Origin of the sequence: Wolbachia endosymbiont of Aedes aegypti (assembly GCF_021496215.1) — a bacterium.
Lineage (GTDB): Bacteria > Pseudomonadota > Alphaproteobacteria > Rickettsiales > Anaplasmataceae > Wolbachia > Wolbachia pipientis.
On sequence record NZ_CP090902.1, the window covers coordinates 1188655 to 1206296 of the forward strand.

At 34.5% G+C, this 17642-nt stretch carries 18 protein-coding genes; 9 read left to right on the plus strand and 9 right to left on the minus strand.

The features are described from left to right. Window positions 1-31: 31 nt before the first annotated feature. Window positions 32-574, minus strand: coding sequence for a hypothetical protein (locus L0Z58_RS06160; protein ID WP_006279913.1), 543 nt, complete (start codon window positions 572-574; stop codon window positions 32-34). A 109-nt stretch (window positions 575-683) separates the two neighbouring features. Then, window positions 684-1214 (minus strand): phospholipase D family nuclease, encoded by a 531-nt coding sequence (locus L0Z58_RS06165; RefSeq protein WP_010963125.1) that lies wholly within the window; start codon window positions 1212-1214, stop codon window positions 684-686. Between the two features lie 530 nt (window positions 1215-1744). On the opposite strand from L0Z58_RS06165, the gene L0Z58_RS06170 reads away from it, so the two are divergent. Continuing rightward, window positions 1745-1885, plus strand: a complete 141-nt coding sequence (locus tag L0Z58_RS06170; RefSeq protein ID WP_153296786.1) for a hypothetical protein — start codon at window positions 1745-1747, stop codon at window positions 1883-1885. Between the two features lie 185 nt (window positions 1886-2070). Here the strand turns inward: L0Z58_RS06170 and L0Z58_RS06175 are convergent, their stop codons facing one another. After that, window positions 2071-2895 carry a hypothetical protein gene (locus L0Z58_RS06175; protein ID WP_022626161.1) on the minus strand — a complete coding sequence of 275 codons (825 nt, stop codon included), beginning with the start codon at window positions 2893-2895 and terminating at the stop codon, window positions 2071-2073. A gap of 167 nt (window positions 2896-3062) precedes the next feature. Here L0Z58_RS06175 and L0Z58_RS06180 point away from each other — a divergent pair, with 167 nt between their 5' ends. From L0Z58_RS06180 to L0Z58_RS06195, 4 genes are read left to right on the plus strand one after another with little or no spacing between them, the layout of a single operon-like run. Beyond that, window positions 3063-3698 (plus strand): HAD family hydrolase, encoded by a 636-nt coding sequence (locus L0Z58_RS06180; RefSeq protein ID WP_010963128.1) that lies wholly within the window; start codon window positions 3063-3065, stop codon window positions 3696-3698. After that, window positions 3698-4195 carry an RDD family protein gene (locus tag L0Z58_RS06185; protein WP_010081931.1) on the plus strand — a complete coding sequence of 166 codons (498 nt, stop codon included), beginning with the start codon at window positions 3698-3700 and terminating at the stop codon, window positions 4193-4195. The genes L0Z58_RS06180 and L0Z58_RS06185 overlap by 1 nt, the downstream gene beginning before the upstream one ends. 59 nt (window positions 4196-4254) lie before the next feature. Next, the gene (gene bfr / locus L0Z58_RS06190) at window positions 4255-4731 is read left to right on the plus strand and encodes a bacterioferritin (RefSeq protein ID WP_010081932.1); all 477 of its coding nucleotides are present in this window, start codon (window positions 4255-4257) and stop codon (window positions 4729-4731) included. Between the two features lies 1 nt (window position 4732). Next, window positions 4733-5350: an SURF1 family protein gene (locus tag L0Z58_RS06195; protein WP_010963129.1), complete on the plus strand. Its 618-nt coding sequence runs from the start codon at window positions 4733-4735 to the stop codon at window positions 5348-5350. Window positions 5351-5380: 30 nt separating this feature from the next. Here L0Z58_RS06195 and L0Z58_RS06200 read toward each other — a convergent pair whose 3' ends face one another. Further along, complete coding sequence (locus L0Z58_RS06200; RefSeq protein WP_010963130.1) at window positions 5381-7099, minus strand: monovalent cation:proton antiporter-2 (CPA2) family protein; 1719 nt, start codon at window positions 7097-7099, stop codon at window positions 5381-5383. Between the two features lie 5 nt (window positions 7100-7104). Further along, window positions 7105-7677, minus strand: coding sequence for a thioredoxin family protein (locus L0Z58_RS06205; protein ID WP_010081997.1), 573 nt, complete (start codon window positions 7675-7677; stop codon window positions 7105-7107). A gap of 108 nt (window positions 7678-7785) precedes the next feature. Here L0Z58_RS06205 and tmk point away from each other — a divergent pair, with 108 nt between their 5' ends. Next, entirely contained in the window at window positions 7786-8376 is a 591-nt protein-coding gene (gene tmk / locus L0Z58_RS06210; RefSeq protein ID WP_038227975.1) for a dTMP kinase, read from the plus strand. A 66-nt stretch (window positions 8377-8442) separates the two neighbouring features. Here tmk and L0Z58_RS06215 read toward each other — a convergent pair whose 3' ends face one another. The 4 genes from L0Z58_RS06215 to L0Z58_RS06230 all read right to left on the minus strand — a co-directional run bounded on the left by L0Z58_RS06215 (window position 8443) and on the right by L0Z58_RS06230 (window position 13004). Then, window positions 8443-9036, minus strand: coding sequence for a hypothetical protein (locus L0Z58_RS06215; RefSeq protein ID WP_010963132.1), 594 nt, complete (start codon window positions 9034-9036; stop codon window positions 8443-8445). A 154-nt stretch (window positions 9037-9190) separates the two neighbouring features. Next, window positions 9191-11032: an ATP-dependent zinc metalloprotease FtsH gene (ftsH, locus tag L0Z58_RS06220; RefSeq protein ID WP_010963133.1), complete on the minus strand. Its 1842-nt coding sequence runs from the start codon at window positions 11030-11032 to the stop codon at window positions 9191-9193. A gap of 12 nt (window positions 11033-11044) precedes the next feature. Then, a complete protein-coding gene (gene tilS, locus L0Z58_RS06225; RefSeq protein ID WP_010963134.1) occupies window positions 11045-12340 on the minus strand; it encodes a tRNA lysidine(34) synthetase TilS in 1296 nt (431 codons plus the stop codon). 184 nt (window positions 12341-12524) lie between these two features. Then, a complete protein-coding gene (locus tag L0Z58_RS06230; protein WP_010081889.1) occupies window positions 12525-13004 on the minus strand; it encodes an OmpA family protein in 480 nt (159 codons plus the stop codon). 275 nt (window positions 13005-13279) lie between these two features. On the opposite strand from L0Z58_RS06230, the gene L0Z58_RS06235 reads away from it, so the two are divergent. From L0Z58_RS06235 to mnmA, 3 genes are all read left to right on the plus strand, one after another. After that, the gene (locus tag L0Z58_RS06235) at window positions 13280-14701 is read left to right on the plus strand and encodes a gluzincin family metallopeptidase (protein ID WP_010963135.1); all 1422 of its coding nucleotides are present in this window, start codon (window positions 13280-13282) and stop codon (window positions 14699-14701) included. Between the two features lie 23 nt (window positions 14702-14724). Next, window positions 14725-15801: a rod shape-determining protein gene (locus L0Z58_RS06240; protein WP_007548791.1), complete on the plus strand. Its 1077-nt coding sequence runs from the start codon at window positions 14725-14727 to the stop codon at window positions 15799-15801. A gap of 202 nt (window positions 15802-16003) precedes the next feature. Beyond that, on the plus strand, window positions 16004-17116 hold the full coding sequence (gene mnmA, locus L0Z58_RS06245) for a tRNA 2-thiouridine(34) synthase MnmA (RefSeq protein ID WP_010963136.1): 1113 nt from the start codon (window positions 16004-16006) through the stop codon (window positions 17114-17116). The last annotated feature ends 526 nt before the right edge of the window (window positions 17117-17642 follow it).

The window sequence follows — 17642 nt, forward strand, 5'->3', positions numbered from 1 at the left end:
TTGATTGAGTAAAAACCAGTGAATGGTCACGTTAAAACATATTTTTAAATTTCTGCCAAAATCCTGGTTTATTATCATTAACCTTTGTAAATGTTATATTTAAACTGTATTTCGGATCATTTGGCACGTCGTATTTTATGCTAAATGTTGAAACTTTATCGTTATTGTAAATATGTACATCATCATATGATAGCTTTGTTGTGTAACACTTTACATACTTTTGCTTATCATGCACTAAATCACCTGACTCCCTTTCTAGTTCCACAAATTTCGTTTTTTTCTGACATTCCTTCATTTTTATTAAATCCTTATCTAGTGATATTGAAACTGGCAACGTATTTCCAGCATATTCTTTAGCTAAAAGTTCACTTTGAGGATACATTTTTATTTCCCTGCCAAAATGTGAGTCTATGAAATTATTACTCCAAAATTTATCGCCAGAATGCACGTACTCATCAGTAGCATACGGCACCCCACCATAATTGCATTGAACTTTGTAATCTCCAACACCGTTGTTTTGAAAAAAATCATGAATAGCAGTGTAGCTACCGGCAGCATCATTTATATAATCCATTACTTTATTCCTTAAATTTTTAGTTCATTATATCATAATCACTATGCCAATCAATCAAAAAAGCTCTCCCTTGCTGTTTTTAAAACTGATTTTGAGCAAGCGCTCTCGATTAGTTGGGAGCGTATTTGTAAGATTGTGACATTCGTGCCTCCCAGTTTTTCACATACTGCTGAATCAATTCAGGATAATCTGTAATAATTAATAAATTTTCAGCATTTCCTTTTTTAGCTGTCTTACTAAGGTTAAATGACCCTGTGATGACTTTTTGATTGTCAGCAATCATTATCTTATTATGAGCAATCTTTGGCTTATCATCGATCCAAATTGGTACTCCACCTGAAAATAATTCATTTATAACACTATATTTTGAGTAGAGTTGCGATTTATCTAAGATGACTTTAACATCAACACCGCGTTCTTTAGCATTAATCAAAGATTTTGCAACTGTTCCAAGAGTAAATGTATATTCTTGAACTAAGATAGATTTTTTAGACTGATCTATTACGTTGATTATCGGTACAGCACAATCTTCTCCAGGTGAAAAGCAAACCGTAGCTTTTGGGCAGGGCGAAAATATAAAACCCGCATAGTAATACAGAGAAAAACACATTAACAAGAATAAAAAGTGAAAAAGCCTCACAACAACCCACCCCCGGATATACGGCGATAGGCTACATTATAATTTAATCACCTGTCAATAGACTTCTTGCATAGTTTTTGGCAACAACCGTTAGAAACGAAAAAACTTACTTGACAAACTCCGCCAGCCCCCTTATCATGAAACTGAAGGCATTCAGTTATCTTCATCTGTGCAGATTAAACAGCAAGAAAACAACGTAGTTGGCGTCTTATTTTTAATTTTTTGCACTATGTGCACCTTATGTCTTCACAATATTCTAGGTTTTTACCTGCACAAGCTGAAACGCGCTTATAAGTCGTTTAAGACAGTATAGTACGCCAATTTGCAGGATTAGGGAGTGACAACTAGCTAACACGGGGTTTCTTTTGCCTTTTTTTCTGCTTAGTAAATTTCTTAAACATTTAAACTAAGGTGAGTTGCATTTAAAAGCAGCTAAATTGCAGTGTTTAAGACTTAAAAAACGCCAATGTTCTAAAATAGATATTAGCTGGGGCTTCTTTTGCCTTTTTTTTCGCTTGGTAAATTTCTTAATGTTTATAGCTAACATGAAGCTAAGTACGAACTTTGTTAAATACAACAAATGGTGTCATCCCAGTGCTCCTTTTTTTGTCATCCGAGTAGCTGACACTGGGATCTATTTTGCATGTAACTCCAATTGTGTTTTGGCATAAAACGCGACGCGTATTAGACTTATTTGCAAGCAAAGCTTGCTAGATCCAAGTAGTCAGGGCACTGGGATGACATCATAGGGACACTGGGATGACACCCTGACAATCGTCATCCCGCTACTTGTTAGCGGATGAGATACCGCGGCGGTATGACGGTTTGTGGCGGTATAATGAAGCTTGAAAGCGGATCACCTTTCACGACCCGTGTTTACTTCATTCACTTTAGGAGTATTAACAGGCGTTATTGCCGGGTTTTCAAGCTTTGTTGCCTGCTTCAAACCCTCGCTTACACTTTTGTCCTTTAAAATTTCATCAAGCTGCTTACTCTTTTGTTGCTCTTCGTTATTTGACGTATCTCTTTGAGCATCTTCTTTCATGCCACGAGCATTCTCTACATCCTTTTCACCTTCACCTAAAAATTTTTCTAATATTTTCTTAACAAAGCGCTTCAGAAGACTCAAAAACCCTTCTTCTTTTTGATTTTCTTGTGGTTGAGGCGTGTTATCTTTTTTGTCCGGCTCAGTGTTGAGCTTCTCTTTTACAGAACTCTTGCTTACTGAGGGATTAACGGTTTGTGAATCGTGCTCTGATGCTGTTTGCACAGAAGCTTCAGTAGTCTTTTTTTGTGTATTATGTTCAAGGTCTTTAACTGCTGTTGTAGTTTTTCTCGGAGTGTCTTGGAGTTTTTTGTCACTTTTTGGCTCTGCAACTTTTTCACTTGTGAAGATGCCCTTCCCTTTATATTGTTGGTCAAGCTCAGCAATTCTTTCAAAATCTTGACGTACTTTTTCATCTGCACGTCCTTTTTGACTTTCAAATTTCTGACTCAATTCTGCAACGTTTTTCATTTTGTTCTCAAGCTCCTTACTTTTCACAGCTTTTAGAGCCTCTGTTCCTTTTGCGATATAATTAACCTTCTTTTCTAATGAGGTACCTTCTGGAAAAGCACCTGGAGAACGTTCAAAAACATCTTTAAACTTTTTTTCAACACTTTCTTTAGATGTCTGGGCCATACCTGTTACCTATTAAAACATATCATATAATCAGTATATTAGCTAATTATATAAAAAACAGTTAACATAACTTGTGGTAAAAAGTGTTTATCAAGGGCGTCCTATTTATATCTTTTTCATTAAAATGCTATTTACTTATTAAGTTAAAATGTATAATTATATAAGAGATGAAAGATAGCTCATTAGCAGTAGTATTCGATTGGGATAATACCTTAGTTGACACTCAAGATAATATTTTTAATGCTATGCATACCATAAACTCAATGGGGTATAGTAATAAAGCTGCTGATAGAAATTCCCATGAGTCGAGAAAGAGCTATATGGTCAATTTATTTGGCGATCAGTGGAAAAAAGCGAATCAGATATATCAACAATATTTAGATGATGCACTATTGCAAAACATTGCTTTGAATCAAGGAGTAGAGAAAATGTTGCAGACACTGAAAAGCCACAATATTTATCTAGCAATAGTAAGTAATAAGAAAAATACTAATTTACGTAAAGAAGTTGCCTATTTTAAACTAGATTCCTACTTTGAAAGAGTGGTTGGGTCATGCGATACTGCAGAAGATAAACCATCTGCAACCCCACTGCTATTTGCACTAGAAGAGAGTACGTTGCCTATAAATAGAGAAAATGTGTTTTTCGTTGGTGATAGCATCACAGATGTTCTGTGTGCACAAAATGCCAATTGTTTACCTATTATATACGGTCAATCAATAAGCGGTTATGAAGATTTGTTATGTTTTCAACATTTTGATAAACTTACAGATTTTATAATAAAGTATTTAGAAGATAGGTAATGACCACTGTTACAGAGATTGCCAGTATAATAAGACGCTTTTGCGCATATTTGATAGATAGAGCAATTTTATTAATTCCAAACTTATTAATCAGACTATTGTTAAAGAATTTTCCGTTAATTTCATCTATGTGTATAGATTGCAGTTACTTCACATATTTTATATCTTCAAAAGCCCAAGCAACTCCTGGTCAGCAATTAATGAACATACATACCATAAGTTTGGACGGTTCTAAAATAGATTTGAGTTTAGCATTTGATAGAAGCATTTCTCAGTTTTTTCTTTCTCTATTATATAACATAATAGTTATCCTCATCGAGCTTTTCCAAGAACAGGACGTGTTAATAAACGCTTTCGATATATTAATAGTGCTACTCACTATATTAACGGTGCTGCTCACTCTTTGCTGGTATCTAGTTGCTTGCTTCTCTAAGAAAAAACAGACATACCACGACATGCTATTTAATACGGTTGTTATCAAAGGAAATATTAAATGAGTTGCTATAACTATCGTTATCATATAAATTATGCTGATGAATTGAACTAAGGGAAGATTATGAATGAAGAGATAGTAAAACATTTGAACAAATTATTGACCAATGAGCTAACTTCTGTACGCCAGTATCTTTTGCATTTTGCGATTCTCAAAAACAATGGAATTAATAGATTTGCAGAAAAGGTAAAAAATGAGCTTAACGAAGAACTTGAACATGCAAACAAGTTGGCAGAAAGAATTTTGTTATTCAAAGGAGTTCCAAATTTTCAGGATACAAACGAAATATCAAAGCATGATGGAAAGTTTACAAAAGACACAATACGGAAAATCTTAGAAGCTAATTTGAAATTAGAGGGAAAAGGTATTAAGGATATCAAAGAAACGATTTCTATCGCTGAGAAAGAAAAAGATTTTGTTAGTGTAATGTTATTAGAAGAGATGTTAAAAAATGAAGAAGAGCACTTCCATTGGATTGAAAAACAGATTGACCTTATTGAACTAATGGGTGTTGAAAACTATTTAAGAACACAAATATAGAGTGTTAAAAAAAATAGTATTTATTTTAATTGTACCTTGCTTGCTCCTTTTTTTATTAGGATCATGGCAAGTATTCAGATTGAACTGGAAGAATAATATTATCAAAAATATGAGTCTTCCTGTTGTTCATCTGTTGCCCAATAACGACCTTGAAAAATTTAACTATAGGCATGTCAAGATTGATGGGATTCTAAGTGACATAGAACTATATGTTTTTGCAGGGCAACACGGCTATCACGTGCTGTCTCCTATGTTGCTCACCACTGGACGTTACATGTTGGTGAATAAAGGAATAGTCGGAGAAAAAAAGGAGAAAAAAGTAAAAATTGAAAAAGTAGTTGCAGATGGAATTTTATATTGCGATAGCAATAAAAGTAAAAATTGGTTTATCAAGAACGATACTGCTTCGAATACATGGTTTACCCTGAGTACAGAAGAAATTTCCAATGAGTTAGGTATTAAGCTAGAGAAGTGTGTATTGTGGCCGAACAATTTTGGCAGCAAAGTAGCTATACAGCCAATGAAGCATTTGGAATATGCAATCACTTGGTTTGCACTTTCCTTAATTTGGTTGATTATGTGCGTAATTTACTATAGGCAAAACCTCAATAAAGCTTGAAGCTTTCTGTACATAAAATTAGAGAAGTAGTTATTCATCTTTATCACTACCAAGGTCTTTTAACATACTGTAATTGCCTTTTCTGAATCTACTTTTTAAAGACGTAACTCCACTTTCGCTAATACCACTAAGGCTCAGTGCAGCTCCACCTAGCTGCAATCCTATCTCAGATGTTTCAGGAATAATTTTACTAGCTCCTAGATCTCTATAAACCTCCACATTACTCAGATCTGGTAAGCGTATTACAATATTTACATGCGGAAAATTTGCTGCAACTAAAGAAACAACTTTTTTTATAGTAACTTCATTCTTTATTGAAATAACGAGAGCTTGAGCTCTTTCTATTCCTACCGATTTTAAAATTTCACATCTTGTAACATCTCCAAGATATATAGGAAAACTATCACTTTTTCCTTCTTTGACTATTTTCGATTGAATATCTACAACAACGTAACTTAAATGCTCTGCCGTAAGCATTTTTGTTACCATATATCCCACTCTACCAAATCCAGCAACTATCACATGGTTATAAAGATCTTGTGTATCTGTTTCAACAGCTTCATCATCTAATATTGTTTTCTCAGTGCTAAATGAGTTTGCTATCCAATCTCCAAGCCCCGATAAAAGAGGAGTGAAAGCCATGGTTACTGTAGTTACCATCATAAGTACTTGAGCGATTTCACTTGGTAGCACATTTAGCTCATCTGCTAAGCGAAACAAAATAAACGCAAATTCACCGCCTTGTGAAAGCAGTAACCCAGCTTGTATAGCAGGTGCACTCTTAAACCCAAAAAATCTACACAATATATATATAATAGATGTTTTTAAAACGATAAGGATAATCGATAATAAAGTAATTAGTGGTAACTTATTGAGTAAAAGTTCGGTATTGATGGACATACCAACAGTCATGAAAAATAAGCCAAGAAACAAATCTTTAAATGGCAATACTGCGTGTTCTACTGAGTGTCTATATTCTGTTTCTGCAACTAACAATCCAGCAACAAATGCACCTAATGCTAACGATAAATGGAATTGCTCAGTAATAAATGCTGCTCCTAATACTATTAAAAGCGTTGTTGATATAAAGATCTCATTACTTTCCATTTTAGCAATAACCGAAAATAAAGGTCTAAGCAATAATCTACCAGTTATAAATATCAGCACTAATGCAATAGCTGCTTGCACCAATGAACCTGCCAATGAGCTTATCAGGCTGTGCTCAGAATTGCCAGTAAGTAAAGGTACCAATACTATTAATGGTACCACTGCAAAATCTTGCATTAATAGCACTGCTATCGACAACCTACCAACCTGACTTGCTTGAGAACCTTTTTCTTGCAGAACCTGCAACACTATTGCTGTTGAGGATAGCGCAAGCCCACCACCAATAACTGTTGCTATATTCGTATTCACTCCGAAAGCAAGAGCGATGCACCATATTGCTACCATGGTAACTATAACTTGAAGAGAACCGAACCCAAATACATGAATACGCATAGCGATCAGGCGTTCAAATGTCAATTCAAGGCCTATAATGAATAATAGAAAAACTACACCAAATTCTGCAAGATTATCCATTGCTTCAGCTGAGTGTATCAGATTAAATCCGTGAGAACCAATAACTGCACCTGCAACGAAGTAACCAAGCACTGGACTAATATTCATTTTCCAAAATGCTATGACTATAAACACAGCAGCAGAAAGCAAAATTATAATATCAAACAAATGCTGAGAGCCACTGTGCATGATATTTAACCTGTAGAATTAGACCATTTAATTGAGCAGCCAATACTTGATTTTTGGTCAATTGGAGAATTACCAGTTTCTGCAATAAATTTCATAGCTTGAAATAAGTCACTACTTCCTACTTCATAGCTTTGAACCTTTTCTTTTTTTGTGTCGTTAAAACGTCCACGATAGCAAAGGTTTAAATTGGAATTAAAGCCGAAAAAGTCAGGAGTGCAAACAGCCCCGTATTCTTTAGCTATTTTCTGTGTACTATCAATTAAATATGGAAATATAAACTTATTTTCCTTGGCAAAATTAATCATATTTTCAAAGGAATCTTCTGGATATTCATTTACATCATTTGGCATTATTGCAATGGTGTTTACCTGATAATCTTTTTTCAATTGATCAACATCGCTTACCAGATTGCTAATAATTGACTGAACGTAAGGACAGTGATTGCATATAAACATTATAATAAGACCATTTTTTCCACAACAGTCACTTAATGCATAATATTTATTGTCTACTCCCAAAAGATTAAAATCTTTTGCAGTAAAACTAAAATCGACTTTAGGAGTATTCAGAGCAACCATAGACTATTATTATACCACATGTAATTTACGGTCTTATTATTTAAATGTCAAACGGTTTCTATGTATACTGTTTGCATATTCTTTTTTAGTATTATAATTATAAAACTTATGTTCATAACTTTCGAAGGAATAGACGGCTCTGGTAAAACAACACAATCTAAGCTACTTGCAAATCATTTTAAGCAAATTCGCGGCGAAAATAATGTGGTATTGACTCGAGAACCAGGTGGCACTAACTTTGCAGAGAAGGTAAGAGGAGTATTGTTAACGAATAATATTGATTCTATTTCTGAACTCTTGCTACTTATCTCGATGAGGCGCGAACATATGAAAAAATTAATATTACCAGCTCTTGCAGAAGGAAAAATAGTGATTTGTGATCGGTTTATTGATTCAACTATTGCATATCAAGGATATGGGTTTGGAGTTGACTTAAGGCTAATAAGGGACTTACATAAGCTAGTGGAAATTAAATATCCAGATATTACATTCATTCTAGATATTGATGTTAAAGTTGGGTTAAATAGAGCAAAAGACAAGAATAAATATGAAGAAATGGATGTTAATTTTTACAATAAGGTCAGAAAAGGATTTCAGGAAATAGCCATAAAAGAGCCCGTTAGGTGCAGTGTTATCACTGGAATTGAAACAAAAAATGATAATCACGTACACAATGAAATTATTGATAAAATCACCTAGCTTGTGATAGAAAATTATCAATTTCAGGTAACATTATTTCATATGAATAACTTTTTGTTTGAGTAGCTAAAAAACCTGTATTTTGTCTGGATCTTCTTCACTTATCATCTTATATGCCCTTGCGAGGTTCATTAATTCACTTCTATTTTTTTTATTGCTTACTTCAGTAATAGTAAAAAATTGATCAAAATGGTCTAAGAGGTCTTTATTTTTTATTGAAGACACAATATCGTCAATTTCTTTCACATATAATGCAAGTTTGTGTGCTTTACTACGATCTTCAAAACAAAGATTAACAAGCACGTTACGAAACCTATCTTTCGTAGTACTTCTCACTTCTGCTAATAAGGACTTAATATTTTCCTGGCAATGCACTCTCTTTACCGATTCAGCCGGTTCAACCATACCAAGAACATTCTTTACCAAAGATTTTTCTTCACAACTAAATATGAACATGTAATAACCCATCGATAAAGTGAAGAGCAAGAACATAGCCGGAAGTAAAAACGGAGCTAATACATTTTGTGACGCAGGGAAAATAAACCAGGTAACAGTTGCTATTGACACAGTTACAAATAATCCTGATAAACATAATTGTGCTTTTCTTCTATAATTCTGATCAATAACTGTACTTACACCAATAGAAGCTATATCAATCATTACTCACACCTCATTAAACATTAATACTAACTGAATGATAGCATTATTGTGATGAAAATGCAATATTATGAATATTTTAATACAATTTATATTGACAGTTACAATTCTGAATGTTTTATTGCAGCGTTAGCTGATTAGCATTTTTAAGATGAGGTCAACTCTCATAGAGAGAGGATTTTTTTACTTTCTCATTCTTCTCATTTTCTTCTCTAACAATTTTTTTTCCGTTTAGTATATCCTTTATTTCATCTCCTGTTAAAGTTTCAAACTCCAGTAGATTTTCAGCAATAAGCTCTAAGCCTTTCTTATGCTTGGTCAAAATGTCTTTTGCTTTTTCATAGCAAGAAGATATGATTTTTTTCACTTCTTCATCTATGAGCTTTAGCGTATCTTCAGATGTCATATGAGGATGTTGTGGATCTTGCTGCTCACGATTGTGATACACTAGCCCTATCTCATCATTCATTCCACATTTTTTTACCATAGCACGTGCTATGTTAGATGCTTGTCGTATATCAGAAGACGCGCCACTTGTAACTTTATCGTAGCCAAAAATTAACTCTTCTGCTGCCCTGCCACCCATGGCAACAGTTATATCTGCTATCAGCTTTTCTCTTGTGTGGGACACTCTATCTGTTTCCGGTAGTCTCATAACTAAACCTAAGGCCATACCTCTTGGAATGATTGTTGCCTTGTGTATAGGATCAGAAGCAGGCATATTAACCGCAATTATCGCATGACCAGCTTCATGGTATGCAGTCAGTCTCTTTTCCTCTTCTGTCATAATTAGGGATCGTCTTTCTACCCCCATCATTACTTTATCACGTGCATATTCAAAATCATCCATGGTAACAATTTTCTTGTTTCTTCTTGCAGCGATAAGTGCAGATTCATTCACCAAATTTGCTAGATCAGCACCTGAAAAACCTGGTGTTCCTCTTGCAACTGTTTTCACGTTTACATCTGGTGCTATTGATATTTTCTTTATATGAGTATTTAATATCTTTTCACGCCCATTTATATCGGGTAAAGAAATAGTAATCTGTCGGTCAAAACGACCAGGTCTAAGCAGTGCTGGATCTAAGACATCCGGACGGTTAGTCGCAGCAATTATTATTACACCTTCATTAGACTCAAAGCCATCCATCTCAACTAATAACTGATTTAATGTTTGTTCTCTTTCATCATTGCTGCCACCAAGACCAATGCCACGATGTCTACCCACCGCATCTATCTCATCTATAAAAATTATACAAGGAGCATTTTTCTTGCCTTGATCAAACATATCACGAACACGGCTCGCACCAACACCAACAAACATTTCAACAAAATCAGATCCAGAAATGCTAAAGAATGGCACATTAGCTTCTCCTGCAATTGCACGAGCAAGTAAAGTTTTACCAGTTCCAGGAGAGCCAATTAAAAGGCACCCTTTTGGTATTTTTCCACCTAATATTTGAAATTTTTGCCTTTGTTTAAGGAAATCAACGATCTCTACTAGCTCTTCTTTTGCTTCATCAATTCCAGCAACATCATCAAATGTTACTTTTTTTCCACTAGTCATGAGTCTAGCCCTTGACTTGCCAAAGCTTATAGTGCTGTTGCCTCCCGCTTGTGTTTGTTTAAGAAAGAATAGCAAAAAGCCAATAAAGATAAATGTTGGGACCCATGAGATAAGTAATCCACCAATTACGTTCATGGCAGAATCTCCAGTTGAAAAGGAGAATCTCACTTTTCTATCATGTAAATTTTTTATTAGGTCGCTATATATGACACCGCTTGAATTGAAACTTGAACCGTCCCTGAACTTGCCTTCAATGCTCTGGTTTTTTATGACAATATTTTCTACATCATTGTCTTCTAGTCTAGTTAAAAATTCCGAAAAAGGTATAATTGTTTTACTTTTACCTACATTTCTGCTGAATTGAATACAAGCAACTGAAATAAGAACAATAATTACTAACCAGATCAATAAGCCTTCTAAAAATTTTTTCATTTCTATTTCTAACTAAATACTAATCAAGCTTACCAAATTTTGTTTTATCGTGCTATTAATAATGCATTGAACCTTATCGTCATTGGTATTTTTTCCGTTATAATTTACATCAGGATAAGCAAGCACCTTGCTATCTTTTTGTACTGTAGGCAAAGAGTAGAAAACTTCAGGGCAGCAGTTGTAATCCTTCAGAAATTCAGGAACTTTTTGTGTTTTTTTTAATGGAGCGATGATAACTGAACACCCTTGATTTCCGAGTATTGTGCAGCTAAATCTGTTATCCCATTGGGTAGGTTCATTTAAAGGTAGGTTTACGGTAATTTCTTGTATCCTTGACGATTCTCTAATTATTAAGATATTTTCTCCATACTTTCTTATTTTACACCCAGAAAGTGTACAGTTAACATTACTATCCTTTTGCAATATTCTATTAAATATTGCAATGAGGCTGCTGTACCTTGGTTTATAATGTTTACTGGCAATTGCCATTATAGAGTAAAGAAGAAGCCTCAAGGCTATTTCCTCTGGCAATTGATAAAATTCACTTAGTTTAATTTCAATATAACCAAGATCATGCACATTAACGCAGTCATTAAACGCAAGGCGTGTGTAGTGCATCAACGCTTTTGCAGCTCTTTTCATATGAAGGGCTGTGAGGCATATTCGCTCTGTTAAAATCTCTTGATTATCACTTGCTTTAAGTAAGTTACGGTATAAAGTTCGTCTGTATTTTAAGTCATGATTGCTTCTATCTTCGATCCATTTTAACCGATGAAGCTTAGCGTACTTTTCTATTTCACTACGACTAAAATTTAACAATGGCCTAAATATATCAATACCATTTAGGAAAGACTTGTAGTCCATTGATGATAATCCATCTACGCCACTACCTCGCTCTAATCTTAACAAGAACGTTTCTGCTTGATCATCTTTGTGATGAGCAACAAGTAAATATTTAACATTATTATTTTTACACCACTCTGCTAGTAACTTATACCGTGCTTTTCGTGCCTGTAACTGAATATTGCCTTTAATATTTTGCTTCTCCCAATTTAATATGAACGATTCCTTTGCTCCAAGTTCCTTTGCATAACTTACAACAAAATCAGCTTCTTTTTGAGACTCTGGACGTAATCCATGATTTACTGTTAATGCTATAGGAAGTGAAAGCTTGTTTTTTTTTGCCCAGTTAGTCATTAAGTGCAGTAAGACTATACTATCTACACCACCTGATACTGCAACTGCAACTTGATTGTTATAGAAAGCAGAACTATTAACCACATTTTGAAATAATAACTCTAATTCCATTATGTCTCTTGACGGCCAGACAGGTCAGATCTCTTACGTCATACCGCGACTTATTTGTGGTATATATAGATCCCGCTAACAAGCAACGAAATATGACAAGTTTGTCCTTTTTTGTCTACCCCAGTGCCCTTTCTTTATGTCATCCCAGTGTTTGACACTGGGATCCAGGTTTTAATGCAAGAAACTATTTCTTTATTCCAGAAAATGAAAATTCCACTCTACGATTTTTAGCATGCTCTTTTTCATATTTAGAATTTCTAGAATCATCTTTTACATTAACCAAAGGCTCAGTTTCACCTTTAGAAGCAGTTTTTATTCTGTTTTCTATGTAGGGTGTACAACTAACCATAAATTTTTTAGCTGCATCAGCCCTTCTAGCGCCTAGCGCAAGATTATATTCATGAGAACCACGGTTGTCAGTGTGACCAGTTAAAGTAACCTTCGCGTCAGGGTTATCTTGTAACACCTCCATTACGTCAAGTAATGCATCTGCACTTACTTCAGCAATACTAGATTCATCATAACCAAAGAAAACTCTTTTATCACCTATCTGCTTAACAACAGAATTTATTTTATTTGTTGTATTTGCTCCTTTTTTTGGGCAAGAACTTACACCAGTAAGTAATAAACAAAAACAGCACATTATAACCAGTCTACTCCACATTACTAAACCTCCATAAATTTTAAATAGTGCGTAACTTTAATTTCAGTAGCTAATATCTCTCCATATTGTAATATAGTCAAGAGAAATAAAATACTAAATACTTTTTGTACAACCTTACAATTAATTTTCCTATAATATGCTGGACTCTGAGTAGAAAAATCCAATAAAAGAATAAAAAGTACAATTTTTTATTGTACTTTAAGCAAATATACTTTTAACTTTATTATTAATCTATTACGGTATTAAACAGATGTTTTCTAAAATAATGAACAAATATGCAATCTTATAAGTTTTTAGAGGAAGTATTATATAGGGTAAAGAATATCGAAAATACGCTAAAAGTACTAAACCAAAGCCAATTGAATATAGAGGACAAAGTTGAACAAATGAGTCTTCTAGAAGAAATCAGACATGAAATTATCTCTCATGACGCAATAAAGGAATCATTAGCAGATGCTCTTGGTAACAAAAAAAGTGCAAATACTCAGCAGCTAAAGTTAATAGAGAGAATACATAAAAGCAACAGTGCTGTTCCTATTGATTTAGTAAAGTCTTTATCCAAAGCTAAGGTTGAATGCCAAAATTTATGGAAGCTATCTCATTCTGAAACCAGTAACTTAGAAAAACTAAAAGAACGTTTTACTGATTTAATCACACTCATTCGCGAAGTAGCTTCTATAAAATCGCAGCAATTAAAATGCTCAAAATACGACTCACTGCTTGCTGACTATGACTCTGATATCACAGAAAAGAATATAAGGGAAGTATTCCCCAAGGTAGGCAAATTTTTTAGCGAAAATGTAGATAAAATAATTGAAAAGCAGAAAAAGGATAAGGTTACTAATATACAAAAAGTTGCTACTCAGAAACAGATTGAACTTGGCTCATTATGTTTACAGCAAATGGGTATTGCACTAAATGAGATTCGTACTTCTTATTACTACCCTATAGATTATGATGAATCTGATTTTTGTTATGGTTTATTTTCACTTTTACGGCATAGTGGTTATGCAATTTATCAAAAATGTTTAGCGCAAAATTCTATAAGTAGTCCAATTACGAGACATGTTATGTATGAAACTCAAGGGTTATTCATGGAAAGGATGATTGGAACATCCAGAGAATTTATTGAGTTTATTCAACCACACATAAAAGAGAAATTTGCTATAAAAGGCAAAACTAACGAGAAAGTTAGCAGTGTTGAAAATTTGTACTTGATTTTCAATGAAATAAACCTTTCTTCTTTTTTAAAAAATGCAGATGAATTTAGTCTGTTAGCTCATATTATGTTGAGAACTAGGTTAGAACAAGATATAATAAATGGTACATTGGAAGTCAAAGACCTGCATGATGCGTGGCTGGAAGGTATGAAGCACTATAAAATTCCAGTAAAAGCTGAAAATGAGCTAAACACTTATTTTCAAGATGAATATTGGGCAAGTGGTGTTATGGGCTACTTTCCTATAAAAATTATTGCTTTAATTGCTGCTGTGCAGATTTTCTCTTGCGTTAAAAAGAATCATTACGAATCATTAAGTGCTATAATAAAAGGAGATTTTAGTTTACTTATCAGTTGGTTATCTCAAAATATATACAGTGCAAAGTGTGGCCTGGAACTGCTAAAAAAAGTAACAGGTAAGGGTTTAGACGTTGAGTGTGTTACTTACTACTTATCTGAAAAGTATAATTTGTCTTAATAAATGGTTTTCTTGAGTTATGTATGAATTTTGTTCGAAAATTAACCGGAAAGTTTTATAGCCTTTTTACTTTCAAAGGTTTGTTTGCTAGCGATATTGCTATAGACCTTGGTACTGCAAACACTTTAGTTTATCAGAAAAATCAGGGAATAGTGCTTGATGAGCCTTCAGTTGTAGCAAGAATAAAAGAAAAAGGAAGTTACGTTCCTTATGCTTTTGGTAAAAAAGCTAAAATGATGCTTGGGAAAACGCCTGGAGAAATAGAGGCGATAAGGCCCTTAAAGGATGGAGTTATTGCTGATTTTAAAAGTGCGGAAGAAATGCTAAAATATTTCATACGCAGTGCAAACACAAAATTCACTGTTAATAAACCTAATATTATCATATGCGTTCCATCTGGATCCACGCCAGTTGAAAGGCGTGCTATACAAGATGCAGCAGAAAGTGCTGGTGCAAATGAAGTATTTTTAATTGAAGAACCAATGGCTGCAGCAATCGGAGCTGGGCTCCCGGTTACTGAACCTGAGGGTTCTATGATTGTTGATATAGGAGGCGGTACAACTGAAGTTGCAATTATTTCTTTAGGCGGAATTGTTTATTCACGTTCTGCCAGAGTAGGTGGCGATATTATGGATGAGGCAATAAAGTCATATATTCGTGAAAATCATAAATTATTAATCGGTGAAACAACCGCTGAGAAAATTAAGAAAAGCATAGGTTCAGCCAGTCTGCCAGGTGAAAATAACAAAGAGGGAATGATAATTAAGGGCAGGGATTTAGTGAGTGGCATGCCAAAAGAAATGCTTTTATCAGAATACCAAGTTGCAGAGAGTTTAATAGAGCCTGTACATCAGATAATTTCTGCTATTAAGACTGCGCTGGAGAGCACTCCACCTGAACTTTCTTCTGATATAGTCGATAGAGGAATAGTTTTATCCGGTGGTGGTGGATTATTACGTAATCTAGGTAAAGTTATCAGTGAAACAACAAAATTACCGGTTCGTGTTGCAGATGACCCACTTTGTTGTGTTGCTCTGGGTAGCGGAAAAGTGCTTGAAAACATGGATTATTTTGGCCATGTTTTATTTAAGCAGGATTAAATTATTTTTAAAGGTAGTTCATCGAATTTTATAGCAAATTTTACCTCAAGCATAAAGATGTCATCCAAGTAGCCAACACTGGGATCCAGAAAAATTGACTATAAACAAGTATGCTGTTTCGATGAAATTGTGTAATAGAAACTAGATTCCAGTGTCAGCTACTTGCATGACACCAAGTTTGTGTTTATAAATTAAGGCGATTATGCTAAAAGAATTTGAAATAGAACCTCTGCTAAAAGATAAAGCTCCGCACCAGACCAAGGCTGTTGTTGCAATGTCCGGGGGAGTTGATAGCTCCGTTGCTGCAGCACTGCTACATAACCTTGGGTACAAAGTGGTAGGTGTGACTCTTCAACTCTATGGCACCGACGGTAATGCTAACGCAAGAAAGGGCGCATGCTGCGCTGGACAGGATATTTATGACGCTAAGCGTGTAGCTGAAAGTGTTGGCTTTCCTCACTATCTTTTAAACTATGAGGAAATATTCAAAAAGGAAGTAATAGAGGATTTTGCGAGTACCTATATGCGTGGGGAAACTCCCATACCATGCGTGAGATGTAACCAAACGGTAAAATTTCGTGATCTATTGCAAGTTACAAAAAATCTTGGTGCGGATGTGCTCGTAACAGGACATTACGTGAGAAGGTTAGAAAAAAATGGTGAGGTAAAGTTGTGCAGAAGCATTGATAAAAGTAAAGATCAAAGTTATTTTTTGTTTGCTACAACTCAAGAGCAATTGAAGCTTTTGCGATTTCCACTAGGTGGGTTCTATAAAAGTGATATAAGAAAATTAGCAAAGTATTTCAGCTTACAAATTTCTGAAAAGCAGGACAGTCAAGATATATGCTTTGTTTCCGAAAGCTATAGTAAAACAATAGCTAAATTAGCTCCACAATCTGTACAGAAAGGTAAAATAGTGGATGTTAATGGAAAAGTGCTAGGCGAGCACAGTGGCATAGTAAATTTTACAGTGGGGCAAAGAAAGGGCTTGGGTATCGCACACAATGAACCTCTTTATGTGATAAAAATTAATACAGAAAATAATGAGGTTATAGTAGGTCCGATCAACGTATTAATGCAAAAAAAAATATTGATCAAGGAGTTAAATTGGTTAGAACAACCAAAGGAAGGTATGGAAGTAACTGTGAAGCTGAGATCATCACATGTGGGAAGTTTAGCAACAATACATTCAACTGACGAAAAAAATAAAGCCTGTGTCATTTTAAACGACGATTACTTTGGCATCAGTCCAGGTCAAGCCTGTGTAGCGTATAAAGATGAGCAAGTTATCGGCGGTGGATGGATATGCTCTTAACTAAAAGCTTTAATGCAGAGTGTAAACATACAATAGACTTCTTGCATAACCATATAACAGAAACAAAAAAACTTGCTTGACAAACTCCGCCAGCCCCCTTATCATGAAACTGAAGCTATTTATTTATCTTCTCTGTACAGATTAAATGACAAAAAAACTCACGTATCTGGCGTCTCATGTTTAATTTTTTGCACTATGTGCACTCTATGTCTTTATCAAATTTCTGGGTTTTTACCTACACAAGCTGAAATACGCTTATAAAGCATTTAAAACATTAAAAAACGCCAACTTAAAAAATGGATAGTGAATAACTAGCTGCCCTAGGGTTTCTTTTGCCTTTTTTTCTGTTTAGTAAATTTCTTAACGTTTATAATTTAGATTAGTTGCGGCTTAAAAGCAGCTAAATCGCGGTTATTAAGTGTTTAGAATAAAAAAACGCCATACTTGAAAGTATAATGTAAGTAATTAGCCAACCACGGGGCTTCTTTTGCCTTTTTTTTTGTTTGGTAAATTTCTTAATGTTTAT